Raw genomic sequence first — 20367 nt, forward strand, 5'->3', positions numbered from 1 at the left:
CTTACTCTGCATCTCATGTGCTGCCCTCTTTCAGAGCGGCCGAAGCCAATCACTGAGGAACAAGAGAATGCGTGGAAGACTCTTTAGCATAGGAGTGATGATCACCATGCTGCTGCCTATCTCGGGACAGGCGCAAACAGGGTGTCAGGCGATCCTCAAGGCATTGGGAAAGACTGCGACTAACGTTACCTGCTTCGTCAGCCCAGACTTGACTACTGCCAACCCATCTACCACCCCGCCCAACAACAGCCTTGCGAACTGGCCGGCAGGCGCCTATACGCCGGTGACGGATCGCAGCGTCATCTCTCCGGCGACGAACCCGACGACGATCACCAAGGCAGTGCCCGGCATTCAGGTCGAGGGCTACTTCGCCGAGGACCCCTCGCACGAGGCTCGCTTCCTGCTGCGCTTCCCCGACGATTGGAATGGCAAGCTGGTGATGGCCGGCGCTTCCGGCACACGCAGCGAGCACAACGGCGATTATGCCTGGAGCGACTACGTTCTGCAGAAAGGCTACGCCTATGCTTCGCAGAACAAGGGCATCATGAACCTGTTCATCACCACGCCGACCGATCCGCTGGGGTGCAGGCTGAATCCGCAGGCGGGTGCGAATACCTGGGTCCATTTCTACGACAACGATCCTGCAAAGCCGTTCACGACCTGGACGCAGTACATCATCGAAGCCACGGTGCTGGCGAAGAAGGCCGTGCAGCAACACTATGGCAAGCAGGCGAAGTACACCTACGTCGTCGGCACGTCGAACGGCGGCTACCAGGTGCGTCGCGCGCTGGAAGCGGCTCCGCAACTCTATGACGGCGGCGTGGACTGGGAAGGCACGTTCATCGATCCGCGTGGCCCGAATCTGCTGATCGATCTGCCGCCGGTGCTGGCGAACTTCCCGGCATACCTGGCTGCGAACTTCGATCCCAACAGCCAGGCAGTGCAAAACATCGAAGCCGCAGGGTATCCTCCGGATATCGTCTCGGGCTCGACCTCTTTGTGGGCGATGTATAACGCATCGTTCTGGGAAGTGACAATGTGCCAGTGGCAGAAGCGGCTCGACCCGACGTATGACACCTATGCCGCAGGACTGGCCAACTACAACTACTTCCAGCGGATTTTCGCGACGCATGGGCAGGTGTTCAAGAATCTCGAGCAGATCGCGACGACGGGAGAGATTGGAAAGCCTCTCATCACGGTGGCCGGAACAATGGACGCACTGCTGCCGATCAAGCGCGATGCTCGCCAGTATGAAGAGCGAGTGCTTGACCGAAAGCATCACCCGGAATACCGGCTCTATGAGATTCAGAACGGAAACCACATCGACGCCTATGCGGCGGTGTTCCCTCAACTGCAAACCATTCAGCCGCACGCGCAACACGCCTTCGACTTGATGGTCAATCATGTGGAGCAAGACGCGCCGTTGCCGGAGAGTCAGTGCGTCGCAGTGGGTGGAACAATCTCGGCGACTCCAGCGCAGGCGGGTCACTGTTCGAGTCTCTACGTGCCGTAGTGAAGTGAGATGTGCGAACGTTCGACGCGTCAGTTTATCGCTGACGCGTTTTTCTTTTTCGCGGAGAAACGAAAAGGCCGCCCGGCAACTGGGCGACCTTTTCTTCAAGGGAGAATAGTTCCAACGGAGGCTAGACCGTCAAAACTTTCTGAAGAAATACTATGAGCCTGTAAAACAGGGTGTCAAGCGAATTCTCGGAATTAAATGTGTTTAAAATCAATGAGTTACGTTTTTGGCCCAAGATTGCACAAGTGACAAAAACTGTCACTTGTGGGTGAATTTACCCCGTAAATCGTTAGCCTATGGCAGCTTAGGGCCATTTCCCTCAGCGCAGGTCGAGGCGGATCATTTCGCCGTCATCGCGCGGCTCGGACGCCTTGTTGCCCCGAAAACGGGGCAAATAGACGCGGGAAAATCCGAATACCGCACCAGCTCCGACGGAGATCAGGAACAGAATGGCCGCGAGACTCAAGGCGGCGATGACGACGTTTCCGATGTTGTCGCGCTTGCTCTGCCCTGCGTTCTCGTTCCAGGTGACGTTGGCGTCGTAGTTGATGCTGGCGAGCATGCGATTGGCGTCGCTGCGAGAGATGTTGCCACGAACGAGGGCGATGATGGGGCCGGTGCGCTTGGCGGCCGTGGTCTCTGCAGCAGAAGCCGGGGGCAGATGCTCGAACGCTGAGAGCTTCTCAATGGCAATGTGCGGCGTGGGATAGGAGACGAGAAGGAGTTCGGCAGAGCCGGGGGCTTCGCCGTTCATGCGCGCCCAGAGGACTTGGGGACTCTTGCCGAAGTCGATGAGCTCGGGGCTGACATTGATGTTGAGAGCGGAGTAGGCGGCAGGGCCAATCAGGTAGCGCGCGGTTTCGGGCACGAGTTGCTTGCGCGGCAGGTGGTTGGGAAGAGTGGGCAGCACGCCTACGTTGCCCTTGGCCTCGGGCAGAGACTTGGCGAGCTCGCGAAGCTGAGCGCCACTCATGCCGGTGACGTGATCGAAGCTGGCGTCCACGAGAATGTTGCCGGAGAAGAAGAGCACGCGATCATTGAGAGATGCGGCGAGCACTCCGACGTCCTCCTGTCGCATGAGGGGCTGGCGATAGAAGGTGAATGCGGCGTAGGCACCTTCGGCGTCCTGAAAACGTGCAGCGCGAACGGTGAGTGTTCGGTCTTCGCGCTTGTAGGTGGCTACCTCGAAGTCGGTGAAGCGATCCTCGGTGAGGACGGAGGAGGAAGCGTTATCGATAGCGCGTGGATCGGTGCCCGTCTTGGGCGTGCCGCTCAGCTCCCATCCGGCGAAAGCGTCGGGCAGCATCTTCGGAGCTTGCGGCTGGGCTTTGGCGGGAGCGCAGACGGCGGGCGCGGCAATCAGCAGGGCCATGAGCGCGGCGCAGAAAGAGCGAGACAAAGATTTCATGAGTTCGGAACTGTCCTTCTATCTATTAGACCACGATCAACGCGAAGAAGTTTCGTGCTCATCGGATAGGATGTGGAGTTGGCGATAGAAGCAATCACACACAACCCTCCTGCTGGCGGCGGGCATGAGCGTTGCGGTGAATCCAACCCGCGCCAGCGGCATGCTATCCTAGAAGTACGCAGTGCACCCCGCCTCCTGGCTCCAGCACTCACTCAGAAAATCATGATTTCAGTTTCCAGCGTTTCTATGCGCTACGGCGCAAAAGTATTGTTTGAAGAAGTATCCACCGCATTCACGCCGGGACGGCGTTATGGCCTGACGGGGCCGAACGGGGCTGGCAAGTCCACGTTTATGAAGCTACTGACGGGCGAACTCGAGCCTCAGAAGGGAACGGTCGTCCGCCCGAAGAAGTTCGGTGTGCTCAGTCAGGACCAGTTTGCCTTCGACGCCTATCGCGTCATCGACACGGTGATCATGGGCAACAAGCGCCTGTGGAAGGCGATGGAGGAGCGCGAGGTCATCTACGCCAAGTCCGAACTCACGAATGAGGACGGCATGCGTCTGGGCGAACTGGAAGGAATTGTAGGCGAAGAGGACGGCTACTCGGCTGAAACCGACGCCGCGCTGCTGTTGCAGGGACTTGATCTTCCGGACGAGCTTCACGAGCGCAAGATGGGCGAGTTGCAGGGCGGCCAAAAGGTCCGCGTGTTGCTGGCTCAGGCGTTATTCGGGCATCCGATGGCCCTGCTGCTCGACGAACCTACAAACCACCTCGATCTTGACTCGATTCACTGGCTGCAGAATTTCCTGAACAGCTACGATGGCACGCTGATTGTGATCTCGCACGACCGCCACTTCCTGAACAGCGTGTGCACTCACATCGCCGACATCGATTATGAGACGATCATCACCTACACGGGCAATTACGACGATATGGTGATGGCTAAGACGCAGGTGCGCTCTCAGTTGGAAGCGCAGAACCTGCAGCGTGAGAAGAAGATCTCGCAGCTCAATGACTTTATCGCCCGCTTCTCGGCCGGAACGCGTTCGAGCCAGGTGCAGTCGCGCCGCAAGGAAGTCGAGCGCCTTCAGGTAACGGAACTCGCGAAGTCCAACATTCAGAGGCCGTATATAAAGTTTGAGCAGAAGCGGCCCTCGGGCAAGCACATTCTCGAACTCGAAGGCGTCACGAAGTTCTACGACGACGTCGAGGTTCTTCGCGGATTTACGGCAAGCCTGACCCGCGGAGAGAAGGTCGGGTTGATGGGCAGGAACGGCGCGGGTAAGACTACGCTGATCAATGCCATCCTTGCGAACTCGCCCACCACTCCGATGAAGGAGTTGCGCGAAACGAGCGGCTACGATGGTGAATTCGTCAGCTCGGGGAAAGTCATCTGGGGACATGAGGCCTCGGTTGGCTACTTTGCCCAGGATCATCGGGCGCTGATTACGCCGGGCATGACGGCCTTCGAGTGGCTGCACCAGTGGGACCCGGGCGCGGTGGATGAAGAGATTCGCGGGCTGCTGGGGCAGATGATGTTTGCCCGTGATGAGGCGAACAAGCGCACGGATGTGCTCTCGGGCGGAGAGATGGCGCGGCTGCTGTTCTGCAAGCTGATGTTGCAGAAGCCGAACGTGCTGGTTCTGGATGAGCCGACGAACCATCTGGACCTGGAATCGATTAATGCTCTGAACATCTCTTTGCAGCGCTACCAGGGAACGGTGATCCTGGCGACTCACGATCATGACTTGATCGATGAGGTGGCAACTCGCATCTGGCATGTCGAGGGTGATCACGGCATTACGGACTTCAAGGGGACTTACGCGGAGTTTCAGGGCGTGGTGGTATAGGTCTCGAGTTGGAGAGTGTGCTTTCCCACATTCGTCGCAAAAGCGGCGGCGGATGTGGGCCACAAGGTTTTACTCACTCACGCTCACTTACTTCCCCTTTTCTCTCCCTATTTGGCATTTCCTTCCTCAAAGACTAGGCTTCCTCTATGGCCGGGTGCCGATATGCCTCGCATCTGGCATCATGTTTAGCGTGGCTTCATCCAGGACGAACAGCAGATGATGGAATTTCACATTTCCAGAGCTGTACGCAATCGATATCAGTTTCCAGATAGCCTCTTTTCCTTCACGGGCAATGTTGTCTTTGCGAATATCGCGGCGAGCCGCCAACTGGCTTATCGCATGAACCTGGTTCGAGATGCCAAGCGGCATCCCGAGCGCGCGGTTAACGCCGGTGCTCTCTACGCGATGGGTCTGATTGATGAGGCCAGCCATGCTGTGATGGCGCGGTATCGTGAGCAGTTCGATCCGAACGTGATGGTGGACGCTCTTTATTACTTCTCGGAGCAGGTCGGCTCGGAGCAGCTCGAGAAGATGCTGCTGACGTTTGTAGAGCAGTTTCCGGGAACGAGTGTTTATCGCGGAGAGCAGACCGCTCGGGAGTGGCTGAAGGGATCAACTCAGGGCATTCCGCACCGTGCGGCGGCGTTCGAAGAGATGATGCTGTTGTGGATGGCGAATCGAAATGAGGCCTTTCGCCCTTTCGAGGAACTGTTTCGCGATGCCGACCTGGCGGCAAAGACGGCCTATCGGCAAGTTGCGCTGCAACTTCCTGCTTACTTCGCCACGCGGCCGCTGATTCCGGTGGAAGGCGCCACGGCGGTGAACCTCTATGACTTTCTGCGCGCTCCGGCAGTGAACGCTCCGGGCTCGCTGAGCGAGCAGCTGTCCGTGATTCGCAAGAAGTGGAAGACGCTGATCGGGGATAGCCTCGATCGGCTGCTGCTGATCGGGGGCGAGATCCTGCAGGAAGAAGATCTTGCAATCTGGGCGATGTTCAATCCTCCGAATGCAGAGGCAGAGGCTGCCGCCCGTGCTGCGGCCGCAAAGGCCGCCGAAGAAGCTGCGCGCAGACGACGCGAGATGGGAACACAGCAATGGCCCGGGATGAGCGGCCACTCGGACGTGCCGACGTTTGGCGATCCGGCGAATGAGTACGAAAAGTTCAGCGCCGATCTGGCCTGGATGCCTACGGCGGTGCTGATTGCCAAGAGCACCTATGTGTGGCTGGCGCAGCTTTCGCGTAAGTACTCGAGAGACATCAGCCGACTGGATCAGATTCCAGATGAGGATCTCGACGATCTGGCGCGGCGTGGGTTGAACTCGCTGTGGCTGATTGGAATTTGGGAGCGCAGCCGGGCGTCGAAAACCATCAAGCAGCTTTGCGGGAATCAGGACGCGGTGGCGTCGGCGTACTCGCTCTTCGATTACCGGATTGCAGACGATCTGGGCGGGGAGGCGGCTTACATCTCTCTGCGCGACCGGTGCTTCCGGCGCGGAATTCGACTGGCCAGCGACATGGTGCCGAATCATATGGGCATCGATTCGCCTTGGGTGGTCGAGCATCCTGAGTGGTTCATCTCGCGGCAGGACTTGCCGTATCCGGCTTACAACTTCGATGGGCCGGATTTGTCTTCAGACCCGCGGGTCGAAATCAAGATCGAGCGGCACTACTACGAGCAGACGGATGCAGCGGTGGTGTTCATGCGCCGCGACAGACACTCGGGCGATACGAGATTTATCTACCACGGCAACGATGGCACGAGCTTTCCGTGGAATGACACGGCGCAGCTTGATTACCTGAATCCGGCGGTGCGCGAGCAGGTGATCCAGACGATTCTGCATGTGGCGCGGCTGTTTCCGGTGATTCGGTTTGACGCGGCGATGACGCTGGCGAAACGGCATTTTCAGCGACTGTGGTTTCCGAATCCGGGGAGCAGCGGGGCGATTCCTTCGCGGGCAGAGTATGGGATGACGACGGAAGAATTCAACCGCATCATGCCGCATGAGTTCTGGCGCGAGGTGGTGGATCGCGTGGCGGCCGAAGTGCCCGGAACCCTGCTGCTTGCGGAAGCTTTCTGGCTGATGGAAGGCTATTTCGTCCGCACGCTGGGCATGCATCGCGTGTACAACAGTGCATTCATGAACATGATGCGCGATGAAGACAATGCCAAGTATCGCTCGGTGATCAAGAATACGCTGGAGTTCGACCCGGACATCATGAAGCGATACGTCAACTTCATGAGCAATCCGGACGAGCGCACGGCGATTGACCAGTTTGGCACAGGAGACAAGTGCTTTGGCGTCGCTACGGTGATGTCCACTCTGCCGGGGTTGCCGATGTTTGGACATGGGCAGATTGAGGGTTTCACCGAAAAGTATGGGATGGAGTATCGCTGGCCGCGATACCAGGAAGATCCCGACCCGTGGCTGGTTGCGCGACATGAACGGCAGATTGCTCCGCTGCTGCACAATAGGGCACTGTTTGCGGAGAGCGCGAACTTTCTGCTGTATGACTTCTATCGCGCAGACGGCAGCGTGGACGAAAACGTTTTCGCATACTCGAACCGGCTGGGGAATCAGCGCGCGCTCATCCTTTACAACAACAAATACGCGACGACGCGAGGGACGGTGGATACGTCGGCAGCGTACGCCGATAAGCAGGCGGGACACTTGCGGCAGCGGCGGTTGAAGGAAGGTCTGGATCTGCATCCCGATTCGGCGGTGGTGCTGGCGTTCCGTGATTCGCTGACGGGACTGGAATATCTGCGGCGGTCTGTCAATGTGGCGGAGCACGGATTCACGGTCGAGCTACATGCGTATCAGTGTCACGTGTTCCTGGATTGGCGTGAGCTGCGGGCGACGGCAGAAAAGCCGTGGGACCGGCTGTGCGATCATCTGGGCGGGCGGGGAGTGGCTAGTCTCGAAGACGAATTGATTCTGCTTGAACTGCAACCGGCTCACGATTCGGTGCGGCGATTGCTGGAGCCGGCGCTGGTACGCAGCGTTGCGGATTACACGGAGCACGCGCCACTCGGATTCGAGAAGGTTGCGAGCGATAAGCTTCCGGCGGAGAAGAAAGAGTCGATTCAGGTGGGGCTGGAGGAAGTTCTGGATGCGGCGTGGCGTCGCACAAGGGAGTTCCTGCGCGAATCACAACTGTTCTATCGCACTCACAACGGGCATCACGAAGCATTGGAAATCGCGACCCCGGCGTCGATGGAAGCTGAGTTCCGCGAACGCACGAGGGCGGCGATGCGTGCTTCCGCGCTGGAGACGCTATTCCCGGAGCGGTGGCCTGCGGCGGCGCGGCGGGTGCTGCCAAGCCATAGCCCGCAGAAGATTGCGACGTCGATGTGGGGACCGGTGGTGGCGTGGAGTTCGCTCGAACTGCTTGCTTCGTCGATTGACAAGCAACAGACGGGGCGCACGGCGGTGGACCTGTTCGACCGCTTACGTCTGCGTGAGCCGCTCGGGCAGGCGTTCGGGGCTCTGGGATTTGAAGGCGAAGAGCGCTGGCGGGTGGCGGCGCGTATCAAGGTTTCGCTGCTGATCGAGGCAAAGGTGTTCTCGTCGCAAGAGCCGGAGAAGACAGCGACGGAACCGGCGGAACTGACGCGGATCAACGTGGAGCCGGTGGTAACGGCCGAGGAGAGCGAGACGGTAGCGGACTCGATTCCGGAGACGATTGAATCGGCTCCGGTGGAGGTTCCGATGTACTCGGCTTCGTTCTGGCAGGACCCGGATGTACGGTGGCTGACCGGAGCGCATGAAGACAAGGGCGTTACGTACATCAAGAAGGAATCGTTTGAAGAACTCGTGTGGTGGCTGCAGCTTCCGGCGCTATGCAGGCTGGCGGCGCAGGCGGAGCCTTCGCGAGAGACGATTGCGGCGATACTCGCGGCAGTGAACGAGGCTGCGACGGCCGCTTCGGAAGCCGGTTACCGTCTGGATAAGTTGCTGGCGAAGGCTGCGGGAGAGGAATCAAAAGCGGAAGTCCGAGAGCCGGAGCCAGTGACGGAGCCGGACGAATAGAGCACAGAGCTAATTCGTGGCAGGGCAGAATCGCTGTGTACTATCTAGCCTTGAGTGGAGGTACGGATACGTCATGCGACCGCTTCGGTATTCCATCAATGTCACATTGGACGGGTGCTGCGATCATCGTGAAATGATCGCGGACGAAGACTTACATCGCCACGCGGTCGAAAACCTCAACCAAGCCGATGCTCTCATCTTTGGCCGGGTGACTTACGAAATGATGGAGACAGCGTGGCGGGCTCCGGCGCAGACTGGCGTGGGTCCTGATTGGATGGCTGATTGGGGGTTACCCTTTGCGCGGACAATCGACGCGGCAAAGAAGTACGTCGTGTCGAGCACCCTGGACCATGTAGATTGGAACGCGGAACTCGTGCGCGGAGATGTGGGGAAGGCTGTTCAGCAGCTTAAGCTCGAACCGGGTAAGGGACTGCTCGTGGGGGGCGTGAAGCTTCCGCTGGCGCTGGCGGAACTGGGACTGATCGATGAGTACGAGTTGGTGGTGCATCCCAGGCTGGTGGGCCACGGGCCAACGTTGTTCGCGGGGCTATCGAAGCGTGTCGATTTGAGGCTCGTGAGCCGGGTGGAGTTTGGCTCAGGGGCGGTAGCAATGCGGTACGAGGTTAGAAGATAGCTCGACATTAGTTACGCTTGACTGTCGAAACTCACCGAAAGCTGGAAGAGTGCCGCTCTGCGAGCGAGTTTGAGCAGTTCATGTTAGCTGTCGTATCGAAATCTTTGTAGCAAGATTACCCACCTCAGAACGCCCCTAGCGTTTCCAATAATTTTCCTCCTTGTTCAAAGCCGTTCCATCTCACCTGCCAAAGAGACGTACCTCACAGCCAGCTTGTAATTCCGTGCAATACGATTTTCTGTTCTCTACTTAATGGCCCTGGAACGTCTCTTCTACGTCCGGGGAGTGGTGTGAAAGAGGAAGCATGCAGGAAATTATTCACGACGTACTCATACTAGGAACCGGCCTCGCGGGACTTCGGGCGGCGGTCGAAATCAGCATACAAACCAAGGGAAAGGCCGATATCGGCATCATCTCGAAAGTGCAGGTGATGAGGGCGCACTCGGTCTGCGCTGAAGGTGGAACGGGCGCGGTGATGCGTCCGGAAGAGGGCGACAGCTTCGAACTGCACGAGTGGGACACCATCAAGGGCTCGGATTTTCTCGCCGATCAGGATGTGGTGGAGCGCTTTGTTAAGACTTCGCCGGATGAGATTCGGCTGCTGGAACACTGGGGCGTGCCGTGGTCGCGACGAGAAGATGGACGCATTATGCAGCGTCCGTTTGGAGGCCATACGTTTCCGCGTGCGTGCATGGCGGCGGACAAGACCGGCTTCTTCGAGATGCAGGCTCTGTATGACACGCTGGTGAAGTACAACAGTTTCACCCGCTACGATGAAGGTTTTGTCACGTCGATCCTGATTGAGAACGGCGTGTTTGCGGGGCTTACGCTGTATCACGCGCCGACCGGAGAATTCCAGGTTATACGCGGCAAGGCGCTGCTGCTGGCCTCCGGCGGACTGGGAACGCTGTACGGGTTCACGACCTATTCGCAGACGGTGACGGGAGACGGACAGGCGATTGCTTTCCGGGCCGGGTTGCCGATGGAGGATCCGGAGTTTTTGCAGTTCCATCCGACGGGACTGGTGCCCTCGGGCATTCTGATGACGGAAGGTTGCCGCGGAGAAGGCGGATACCTGCGCAACAGCAAGGGCGAGCGCTTCATGGAGAAGTACGCGCCCAAGATGATGGAACTGGCTCCACGCGATATCGTTTCGCGCTCGGAGATGACGGAGATACTGGAGGGTCGCGGATTCAAGGGGCCGGATGGATTGGATTACATTCATCTCGACCTTACGCATCTTGGCGCGGACGTGATCAATAAGCGGCTGCCGCTGATCCGCGAAGTGTGCATCAAGTTCCTCGGGCTGGACCCGATCACGCAGCAGATTCCGATTCGTCCGGTGGCGCACTACTCGATGGGCGGAATTGAAGCCGACATCAATGGCCGCACGAAGGTGGAAAACATCTGGGCGGCGGGCGAGGTCGCTTGCCACTCGATGCACGGAGCCAATCGCCTGGGCTGCAACTCGACGGCGGAGTGTCTTGTGTGGGGCGGCATTACGGGCGGGGAGATCGCGAAGTATCTGGGCACGAATCCGGCACTCGCCGAGGTTCCGCAGACGAAGGCGTGCGATGAGCAGAAGCGAATCTTCATGGGACTGCTGCAGCAGCGCGGCGCGGAAAGCCCTGCGGCGATTCGTCGCGAGCTTCGCACGGTGATGGATCAGCACGCGGGCGTGTATCGCAATGGCGACTCCATGCAGAAGGGGCTCGACAAGATTCACGAGCTGCGCGAGCGGTTCAAGGGCATTCGTATCGAGGACAAGAGCCGCATTTATAACACCAATCTGATTCAGGCTCTGGAAACGGAAAACATGCTGGAGCTGGCTGAGGTGCTGATGATGGCAGCCCTGGCGCGCAAGGAATCGCGCGGCGGACATGCACGCACCGACTATCCGGTGCGCGACGACGAGAACTTCCTGGCGCACTCGATGGTGTATCACACGGGCGCAACGCCGCGTCTCGAATACAAGCCGGTGACTATTAACAAGTGGAAGCCCGTCGAACGCAAATACTAATGTCATTTATTCAACGGAATTCAAACGGAGTAAGAAATGTCTGAACTTAAGCGGCACGACAATCGGTTGGGCGTGTGGGGATGGCTGGGAGGCGGACGCTGGGGCGTCGAGCGCTACGCATACATTCTTCATCGTCTTACCGGACTCGCAATTCTCGTTTACCTGCTCATGCACACGGTAGTGACCAGCCTGCGCGTCAAGGGAGTGTATCTCTGGACGGAAGGTCAGTTCTTTCATCAGCCCATCTTCAAGCTGGGCGAGTTCGCGGTGGTGGCGGCGTTTGCGTTCCACGCCTTCAACGGACTGCGCCTCGTTCTGGTCGAGCTCGGTTTTGCGGTGGGAAAACCGATCGAGCCGATCTATCCCTACAAAACTTCAGTGGGAGTGCAGCGGCCATTGCTGATTGCGGTGATGGCGATTGCGTTCGTCTTCCTGCTGGTGGGTGGGTACAACTTCCTGGGCTTGGCAAAGTAGAAGGGAACTGAAATGAGCAACGGAACAAAATATTGGACTTGGCACATGGCTGCCGGAGTGGTGCTGCTCGGGCTGCTCGGACTGCACATGGTGATCATGCATATGGGCGGCACGGCCCATCTCTTTGCCCCTCACGGTTCGGACTCGGTTTCGATGGAGAACGTGCAGTGGCGCGACAGCAAGATCTGTTTCACCCTGACCTATGTCGTTCTGCTGGGCGTGGGACTGTACCACGGACTGTATGGCCTGCGCACGATCCTGCTTGAACTGACACTGAAGCCAGCCGTGGAGAAGGCGCTTACGGCAGTTCTCTTCATCGTGGGCGTCGGGCTGTTTTCGCTGGGAACCTGGGCGGCTTTTGTCGCTCATGCAGCCGCGCAGACCGTGGCACTTGCAGGAGGTCGATAGTCATGGGTGAATCGAAAACGATAAAGACCATCAACTTCCATGTGACTCGCTATAACCCGGAGAAGGATACGAAGCCTTACGTGCAGACCTACGCGGTTCAGGTTGCGGAGGGTATGACGGTTCTGGATGGACTGCACTGGATCAAGGAGAATCTGGATCCCACGCTGGTGTGGCGCTACTCGTGTCGCATGGGAATTTGCGGATCGTGCGGGATGCTGATCAACGGCTCGCCCACACTGGCATGCAATACGCAGATACTGCACATCACGGATCACGATGTAGCGGTAGGGCCGCTGCCGAACTTTGAAATTATTCGCGACCTGGTTCCTGACCTGGTCTCGATGTTCGACAAGCATGCTTCGGTACGGCCTAACATCATTCGGGATGAAGTCGAGTTGAATAGCCGCAAAGGCGAGTTTTATCAGTCGCCGGAGGAACTGGAAGCGTATCTGCAGTTCACGTACTGCATCAAGTGCGGATGCTGCATGGGAGCTTGCCCGACGCTGGCGACGGACGTTCGCTACCTTGGGCCGATGCCGCTGACGGCGTTGCAGCGGTATAACTCGGACACTCGCGACGAAGGTTTTGCGATTCGCGCGGAAGTTGCGGGTGGCGAGGGTGGTGCTTTCCGCTGCCACTACGCGGGCGAGTGTTCGCGCGTGTGCCCGAAGGGAGTCGATCCGGGGAAGGCGATTCAGCTACTCAAGCGCAAGCTGGTGCTGGACTATCTTCACCTGGCGCGGGCCAAGCAGCCATGCAAGAAGCTGGAAGGCCCGGGCGAAGGCAAGTTGCTGCCGAATATGACTCCTCCGGCGCGAACGATTGCGCAGGAAGAGCCAGCGACCACAGGCAAGTAAGAGGCAGAGCTGCAAGTGTAAGGCGGAGGCTAATGGCCTCCGCTTTTTTGCTTTGAAAACAGTACAACCTGAGGGCACCAGCAAGATTCCTTCCGCACACCTTTCGAAAGGAGTTTACACATGAAGGTCCTGACTCTGATTCTCGTTGCGGTGCTCGCCATTCCCGGCATGCTCTTCGCACAATCGAAAACTCAAGACAAAGCAAGCACGACGACGCGGCGTTATATGAATCTGCCGACGCACAACGCGCAACTTCCATTCAGCGACGCGGTGATGGTGGGCAACACTCTGTATATCGCGGGCCGAATAGGTTACGACCCGAAGACGAACAAGGCTCCTGACGATCTCGATCAGGAGATTCACATGCTGCTCGACGGCTTTAAGTCTGTTCTATCGCAGGCTGGTATGACGATGGACGACCTCGTGATGGTGCAGGTGTTCTGCCCCGACGTCACGCTCTATGACCGATTCAATGCCGTGTATAAAACTTATTTCTCCAAGGACTTTCCAGCTCGCGCGTTCGTTGGCTCTGGCCCGCTGCTGCGCGGAGGACATTTTGAGATGAACGGCATTGCGGTGAAACGCTAAGTGTTGAAGCTCGCAGGATTACAATGGCTGTGCAGAAAGAGCGAAGGGAATCATGCGAGCAGCAATTCTTACGATTAGCGATAAAGGTTCTCGAGGCGAGCGCGTCGATGAGAGCGGCCCAGCGCTGTCACAGTGGTTGAAGGAGCGCGAAGTAGAAGTGGTCTCCACGGGAATCGTTCCCGATGAGCAGGAACTGATCGGGCAGATGCTGATTCGCTGGTCTGAATCAACATTTGTCGATCTGATCGTCACCACGGGAGGGACAGGAGTTTCGCCGCGCGATGTCACTCCGCAGGCTACGCAGAAGGTGCTGGACCGCACGATACCCGGGATTGCAGAAGCGATGCGAGCGGCGAGTATGGCGAAGACCCCGCATGGCATGATTTCACGCGCGATCTGCGGAATCCGGCAGCGAACAATGATTCTGAACCTGCCCGGGAGTCCAAAGGCGGCGATTGAAAATCTTCAGGCGGTGTGGGCGGCGATTCCGCATGCAGTTCGCAAAATGCAGGGTGATCCGAAGGATTGTGCGGGAGAGTAGCGGCGGAGGAGAGAGCCCAGAGTCGGAAAATCACCAACTCTGGGCCACCTGAATGACCTGGCGTTTACTCCGCTACAGGGTGCTGCTCGGTGTGTTCCGCCGGAACAGGTAGAGATACGACCACAGAGTCCACGCTGACCCATCTTGAGGTGGCCGCTTTCATCCATAGCCGCGATGCAATCTGCGCGAGGGTGACTAACTCCAGCAAAAGGAAACTTAACGCAGTAGCAGCGTGTGGCACAGATATCCAGATGGCGATGCCCAACGCGAAAGTCAAAACCGCGAACGCCGCGATTCCCAGGTAGGATGCGTATAGCTTTCTCCAGCGCAGGGCGAGTCTGAAGCTGTAGCCAAGGACTCGCAGCAAGCGGTGTTCGTTGTCGCGGACAACGTGCACCTGTGCGACGTCAAACCACATACGCACAAAGATTGCGATCATCAGTAGTATGAGCATTCCTGTGAGGCCCACCACGAATCCGGTGCGATCCCAGGCAGCATCGTCGGCGAGCTTGCCAGCCCACTTTTGCAACGCGCCCTGGGCGGCAGCGATGAGTGCGAAGGGAGCAAGCGAGAGCAGCGCCAGTCGCACCATTCGCCAGAAGTAAAGGCCCGAGGCTTCGAAGAACTCTGCCCGGTTCAGCTTTCTGTCTTCGAGATAGACGGTGAGCACGCCGCCATCGATGAACAGAAGATAGACCAGGAAAAGCAGCATGGCAGCAATCGCGCTGGGCGCAAGAATCCGGGTGGAAACATCGGGGCGCTGGAGCATGAGACCGAAGGATTCGACATCGAAGCTGGTCACCAATTTGGACGACTGCAAGCTGCGGTCGAGAACCGAACTCAAGGTCGCGCGGGTGGGTAGAGAGCTGAGCCACGCGAGGACGAGGTTCACAACGAAGATCCACCAGACCAGCCGCTGATGCCGCCAAACCAAACCCGCAGCGCTTCTCGTGCTTCCGTTCATCGATAGCTCCCGTTCTAAGCCAGCCAACTGAGTAGCTGTTGCAACCATTGCGTCAGAAGAGTCCAATACCCGGCGATCTTTCCGGTGGCGCGGCGATCTGCTTTCGCGATCCAACTGTTGTTGAAGGGATCGCGGTCGAGGACGTAGCCGTGGTCGGGATCGACCTCGGCTGAGACGAGCTTGGCTTTTCCGTCCCAGGCGAAGCTATGCCAGCGGTCTTTGCCATCCCAACGCTCGCGAACGGTGGTGCCATCGTCGAACTTCGCCTGGATGACGACGGGCAGGTCGAATTCGCCGCGTCGATGCACGAGTACCTCGCTGTGATAGACGGTCGTGCCCTTCTTCTCGTCCTGCTTGCTCCACCAGTCCACGCGCTCGGAACTGGCTCGGAGAATGCGATCGTCCAGGGTCTGAGTGCCGTAGATCGCTTGTTTCCAGTACCAGTCGAGGTTCTGTCCCGCGACCTCGTTCATGGTCGAGGTGAAATCTTCGGGTCTTGGGTGCTTGAACTTGTATCGATCGAAGTAAGTGTGGAGCCCGCGCATGACGGTTTGCTCGCCGATGAGGCTTTCGAGGGTGAGCAGCATGAGTGCGGTTTTGGCATAGGTAGTCCCGCCATAGGCAGCCAGGTCCTCGAACATCCATGCCGGACGGGAGAGCGGATCACGATCTGCTCGCGCCACGTAGCCAAGCCGATCTTGACCGCGCTCGCCCAGGGTTGCGATGCGGGAGTTCAGATTGGACGTCCACTTGCCGTAGAGCGCGTCCATCACTTTGGCTTCGGTGTACTGGTTGATGCCCTCGTCCATCCACGCATTTTCAAACTCGTTGGTGGCGACCATGCCATACCAATACTGATGGCCGAACTCGTGCTCGACGACGACCTCGGGCTCGAGCAGGGATTTCGGCATCCACCAGGTGGTGTCGGCGGTGATAAGCGTGGGGTATTCCATGCCTCCGGCAGCGCCGCCACCGTGAGGCGGATCGACGACGGTGATCTGGGGATAGGGGTATGGCCCGATCCAATCGTCGAACTTGCGCATGGTTCCTTTCAGGGCGTCCATGTAACGCGGCGAGGTGGCCATGTGTCCGGGCTGCATGAGCATGCGAATCTTGACCGGGCCCTGGCGGAGTCGCACGGAGTCCTCAACGATTCTTGTGTTGGGATCGGCGGTCCACGCGAAGTCGTGTACGTCTTCGGCATGGAACGCAACGGTCTGCGTGCCGTTGCCATTGTCTTTGGCGGAGGTCTGCAATCCGGTCGCACCGATGTTCCATTTCGAAGGAAGAGTGAGCTTCACGTCGTAGGTTCCGAAGTCGGCGAAGAATTCGGTTGAAGCGTGGAATTGATGGCAGTTCCAGAAACCGTTCCACCAGACACCCACTTTTGGAAACCACTGACCGGCCATGAGGAAGTCGCGCTTGTAACCGGTGCGCGCTACTACCTCAGGGAACTTTGCCAAGAAGTGAATGCGGAACTGGATGCTGGCGCCAGGAGCGAGAGGCTTGGGCAGGGCGACTTCAAAGACGGTGCGGTCGTTGGCGTTGCCGTCGTCGGGCGATACAAACTTCATCTGCTTTGTGAGGTCGCCCACGCCGACGACTTCCAGCGATTTCACCTCGTTGGAGCCGAAGTGCTTGTCGTCCCATTCCTCGCCTTCTTCGGAATCGCGTTGTCCTCCGCGCCGGGCTTCGGTCATCCACGTGGACTGGGGTTGGAAGGCATTGAGATAAAGATGGAAGGGAAACTTGGTAAGCGTGGTGCCGGTGCGGTTCGTGTAGGTGAGCAACTCGGTTGCGTCGAGCGTGTGCGCCTTGGAATTGTAGGTGCCCTCGATCTGGTAAGCCACGACGCGCTCACTCAGCGGAGGCGCTTCGGCCAGAGCCGCTCCGAGGGCCAGGATGCTGGTTGTTGCAAGCCACGCGATTCGCCGTCGAAATTCCATCGCTTCTCCTTGCGCCCAACAGCATACCAGTGACGAGGGCTGGGAGTTCTGAATGCTCCGTCCGCCGAAAGCTCTTTGCCCCAGGTTTCGCTTTCAGGCTACACTTCCAGCATGCGTGTCCTAGGGGTTGACTGCGGCGGGGAATACACAGGCTATGGCGTCGTCGAAGGAGACGGACGCAAGCTGGAAGCTCTGGCCGTGGGAGCAATCCGACTCTCGCCGCGCGAGGCTTTGGAACTGCGTCTGAAGAAGGTATTCGAGGGGCTCTCCGAGCAAATCACACGGTTTCAGCCCGAGGTGGTTGCGATTGAGGACGTGTTCTATTCGGTGAACGCCAAGAGCGCACTGAAGCTGGGGCATGTTCGCGGAGTCGCGATGATGACGGCAGCGCAGCATGGGTTGGGAGTGGTCGCCTATGCGCCGCTGGCCATCAAGTCTGCGGTGGTTGGATACGGGCGGGCGGAAAAATCGCAGGTGCAGGTAATGGTGGCGCGGTTGCTGCATCTGGAGGTGGTTCCCGAGCCGGCCGATGCGGCGGATGCGCTGGCGATTGCCATTTGCCACATCCATACCTCGGCTACTCTTCTTCGACAGTCTGCAACAGCGAAATCCTGAATGGGAACGATGAGAACCTTTGCGCTAGCTCTGCTCCTGACTCTTGCTTCTACGGTACTTGCGCAGCCAGCCACTTCCGCACATGTCACGTTTTCTGAGCGCTGGCCGACGCGCGATCCGCAGTTTTTCGAGTTCACGATTCAGGCGGACGGAAGCACGAGGTATCGCTCGGTGCCAATTCATAATGCCAACTCTGATGGGGATAAGACGCCCGAGCCGTTTGAATTCAGCTTTACATTGTCTGCGCAAGCGAGAAAGCTGATTTTCTCGGTAGCACCACAGGTTCGCGAATTGCAGAATACGCTCGACAAGGTGAAGGTCGCCTATACGGGGACGAAGACTTTTGCATATGACCCGGGCAGCGGCGCTCCAGCGAAAATCTCTTACAACTACAGCTCGTCGCCGGAACTCTCGCGAGTGACGCAGCTGCTGCAGAATGTCTCCTCTACGATTGAGATGGGGGAGAGCCTGAAGTTCCAGCTTCGTTTCGATAAGCTCTCTCTGGATAATGCGCTAAAACGAGTGGAAGACCTCGCCACCTCGGGGCAGCTTGGGGAATTGCAACTACTGCACCCGGTGCTCACGAAGATTGCTGATGATCCGACGGTATTGAACATTGCCCGTCAGCGTGCCCGGCACATACTGCAGATTCGGACTTCGGAAGTCAGCGACACAAAAGTTAAATGATCTTTACTTCTTTGCGAATCTTTCTGCCTGACAACGAGTTCATACTGTTAATGGCAGGAGTGTCATCCATGACCACCCATAGAGTTCGGCTGTTCGGTGTAGCTGTCGTGCTCTTCGTTCTTACCGCCATTCCAGCTTTCGCCGCCAATAACATTCGCATCGTGCGCCTCAGCCTGGCTCAGGGAGACGTGCAGATTGACCGCAATGCAGGCGACGGCTGGGAGCAGGCCATCAACAATATGCCAGTGATCGCCGGGGCTCGCATATACGCGGCGGAAAACGCCAAAGCTGAGCTGGAGTTCGAAGACGGAAGCAGTGTCCGTCTGGTCGGCCCTTCGCAGATCACGATGCTGGCGCTCTCGGCCAACGATAATGGCTCGAAGGTGAACCAGGTTCAGGTCGATTCCGGACAGGTGTATGTGAATGCGCGGCTGCACCATCATGACGAGTTTCGGGTGCTTGCGCGGAGCGGAGAGGTATTTGTCATCAATAAGCCTTCGAAGCTGCGCTTCACGGTAGATGAGCAGACGGCTTCGTTGTCGCTGCTGCAGGGAGAGGTTTCCGTAGTCGATGGGCCGCAGGAAGCCAAGATCCGCAGCGGTGAAACCTATAACTATGTTCTCGGGCAGGCAGAGAGCGCGGCTCGACAGGATACGATTCCTGCGGAGCCGGCGGATGCCTGGAACCGGCAGCGGGATCAATACCAGGAGCAGCAGGCGCAGTCGGGAGCACAGTATTCCGATGGATATGCGCCCGGAACTGCTGACTTAGGCTATTACGGCCAGTACACGGATATCCCGGGCTACGGCACGATGTGGCAGCCCTACGGCGTCGGACTGGACTGGAATCCCTACGGTTACGGAGCGTGGAGCTACTATCCGTTCTGGGGCTGGACGTTCGTCTCTGGCTATCCGTGGGGATGGACGCCTTTCTACTACGGAAACTGGTGCTACATCAACGGTCGCGGCTGGTGGTGGCGTCCGGGACTCCGGCCGGGACATGGCGGCGGATGGCATCCGAGGCCGCGGTTTGACGGAGCGCCGTCGCGCGCATTCAATGGACCGAAGCCGCCGAGGAACGTGACTCGCGGGACGGTGGCTGTGGCGGGTTCGCATCTGAATGTAGGCTCGATCACGACGACACACTCTGTTCCTGGCCAGCACGGGTTTTTGGACGCCACGCACGGCACAATTGCCACTCGGCCGGTGGTTGCTTCGCGTGTGGGCTCGGCGGGAACAAGCATGGGAGCAGCGGCAGGTGCGCGCACTGGGATTTCTGCCGGGGCGCCGGTAGTGCGTGGTACCTCGACGCTCAACCCGGGTCTTCTGCATGGAACGAATCAGCCGATCTCAGGACAGCGCGGGGCATTCACGCAAACTGGAGATATGGTTCGCCCAGGGCGTCCCGGCGTTGAAGTTCATCGCCCGCCGACGGCGAACATGACGGGCACAACCGTGCAGCGGCCAGGCATCGCACCTCCGGCAGTGGCGCCGGGAACTCCGCGGGTGGCAGGACCACCTCCGGCTGTGGCTCCGACTACGCCCCGAGTGGCAGGACCGCCGCCAATGAGTGTGAATCCGCGTGTGACGGTGGCACCGGGCCCGGGGGCGGCTCCGCACTTCAGTAGCCCGCCGGTTTCACATGGCTCGATGAGCTCTGCTCCTGCGGCACCGGCTGGAGGAGGCTTCCATGGCGGAGGTGGTGTCGGTATGGGTGGTGGCGGGCACGCCGGAGGAGGCGGAGGACGCCGCTAATCGTCAACCTTGAGTAAGAAACCCCATCTCAAGTGAGAGATGGGGCTTTCTTTTACGAAGAAACACTGG

The 20367-nt window shown here is 58.5% G+C and carries 16 protein-coding genes; 13 read left to right on the forward strand and 3 right to left on the reverse strand.

The window, feature by feature from the left end:
• The first annotated feature begins 67 nt into the window (after positions 1-67).
• Entirely contained in the window at positions 68-1513 is a 1446-nt protein-coding gene (locus AC6IY8_RS01685) for a 3-hydroxybutyrate oligomer hydrolase family protein (RefSeq protein ID WP_497776930.1), read from the forward strand.
• A gap of 325 nt (positions 1514-1838) precedes the next feature.
• Here the strand turns inward: AC6IY8_RS01685 and AC6IY8_RS01690 are convergent, their stop codons facing one another.
• Entirely contained in the window at positions 1839-2927 is a 1089-nt protein-coding gene (locus AC6IY8_RS01690; protein WP_497776931.1) for a DUF6599 family protein, read from the reverse strand.
• A 222-nt stretch (positions 2928-3149) separates the two neighbouring features.
• Between AC6IY8_RS01690 and AC6IY8_RS01695 the strand changes: the two genes are divergently transcribed.
• From AC6IY8_RS01695 to AC6IY8_RS01735, 9 genes are all read left to right on the forward strand, one after another.
• A complete protein-coding gene (locus AC6IY8_RS01695; RefSeq protein ID WP_497776932.1) occupies positions 3150-4778 on the forward strand; it encodes an ABC-F family ATP-binding cassette domain-containing protein in 1629 nt (542 codons plus the stop codon).
• 216 nt (positions 4779-4994) lie between these two features.
• Positions 4995-8810, forward strand: coding sequence for an alpha-amylase family protein (locus AC6IY8_RS01700; protein WP_497776933.1), 3816 nt, complete (start codon positions 4995-4997; stop codon positions 8808-8810).
• Positions 8811-8883: 73 nt separating this feature from the next.
• Positions 8884-9444, forward strand: coding sequence for a dihydrofolate reductase family protein (locus tag AC6IY8_RS01705; RefSeq protein WP_497776934.1), 561 nt, complete (start codon positions 8884-8886; stop codon positions 9442-9444).
• Positions 9445-9748: 304 nt separating this feature from the next.
• The gene (locus tag AC6IY8_RS01710) at positions 9749-11464 is read left to right on the forward strand and encodes a succinate dehydrogenase/fumarate reductase flavoprotein subunit (protein WP_497776935.1); all 1716 of its coding nucleotides are present in this window, start codon (positions 9749-9751) and stop codon (positions 11462-11464) included.
• A 36-nt stretch (positions 11465-11500) separates the two neighbouring features.
• Positions 11501-11938 (forward strand): succinate dehydrogenase/fumarate reductase transmembrane subunit, encoded by a 438-nt coding sequence (locus AC6IY8_RS01715; protein WP_497776936.1) that lies wholly within the window; start codon positions 11501-11503, stop codon positions 11936-11938.
• Positions 11939-11950: 12 nt separating this feature from the next.
• On the forward strand, positions 11951-12346 hold the full coding sequence (locus AC6IY8_RS01720; protein WP_497776938.1) for a succinate dehydrogenase/fumarate reductase transmembrane subunit: 396 nt from the start codon (positions 11951-11953) through the stop codon (positions 12344-12346).
• 2 nt (positions 12347-12348) lie between these two features.
• On the forward strand, positions 12349-13203 hold the full coding sequence (locus tag AC6IY8_RS01725) for a succinate dehydrogenase/fumarate reductase iron-sulfur subunit (RefSeq protein WP_497776939.1): 855 nt from the start codon (positions 12349-12351) through the stop codon (positions 13201-13203).
• Between the two features lie 120 nt (positions 13204-13323).
• Complete coding sequence (locus AC6IY8_RS01730) at positions 13324-13791, forward strand: RidA family protein (protein WP_497776940.1); 468 nt, start codon at positions 13324-13326, stop codon at positions 13789-13791.
• A gap of 52 nt (positions 13792-13843) precedes the next feature.
• Positions 13844-14332, forward strand: a complete 489-nt coding sequence (locus tag AC6IY8_RS01735) for a MogA/MoaB family molybdenum cofactor biosynthesis protein (protein ID WP_497776941.1) — start codon at positions 13844-13846, stop codon at positions 14330-14332.
• 64 nt (positions 14333-14396) lie between these two features.
• Here the strand turns inward: AC6IY8_RS01735 and AC6IY8_RS01740 are convergent, their stop codons facing one another.
• The gene (locus AC6IY8_RS01740) at positions 14397-15296 is read right to left on the reverse strand and encodes a hypothetical protein (RefSeq protein ID WP_497776942.1); all 900 of its coding nucleotides are present in this window, start codon (positions 15294-15296) and stop codon (positions 14397-14399) included.
• A 14-nt stretch (positions 15297-15310) separates the two neighbouring features.
• Positions 15311-17242 carry a M1 family metallopeptidase gene (locus tag AC6IY8_RS01745; RefSeq protein ID WP_497776943.1) on the reverse strand — a complete coding sequence of 644 codons (1932 nt, stop codon included), beginning with the start codon at positions 17240-17242 and terminating at the stop codon, positions 15311-15313.
• Positions 17243-17353: 111 nt separating this feature from the next.
• On the opposite strand from AC6IY8_RS01745, the gene ruvC reads away from it, so the two are divergent.
• The 3 genes from ruvC to AC6IY8_RS01760 all read left to right on the forward strand — a co-directional run bounded on the left by ruvC (position 17354) and on the right by AC6IY8_RS01760 (position 20298).
• Positions 17354-17857, forward strand: a complete 504-nt coding sequence (ruvC, locus tag AC6IY8_RS01750) for a crossover junction endodeoxyribonuclease RuvC (protein WP_497776945.1) — start codon at positions 17354-17356, stop codon at positions 17855-17857.
• The gene (locus AC6IY8_RS01755) at positions 17858-18544 is read left to right on the forward strand and encodes a hypothetical protein (RefSeq protein ID WP_497776947.1); all 687 of its coding nucleotides are present in this window, start codon (positions 17858-17860) and stop codon (positions 18542-18544) included. It begins immediately after the preceding gene.
• Between the two features lie 68 nt (positions 18545-18612).
• Entirely contained in the window at positions 18613-20298 is a 1686-nt protein-coding gene (locus AC6IY8_RS01760; RefSeq protein WP_497776948.1) for a DUF6600 domain-containing protein, read from the forward strand.
• Positions 20299-20367: the final 69 nt, after the last annotated feature.

Source organism: Koromonas soli (assembly GCF_059726265.1).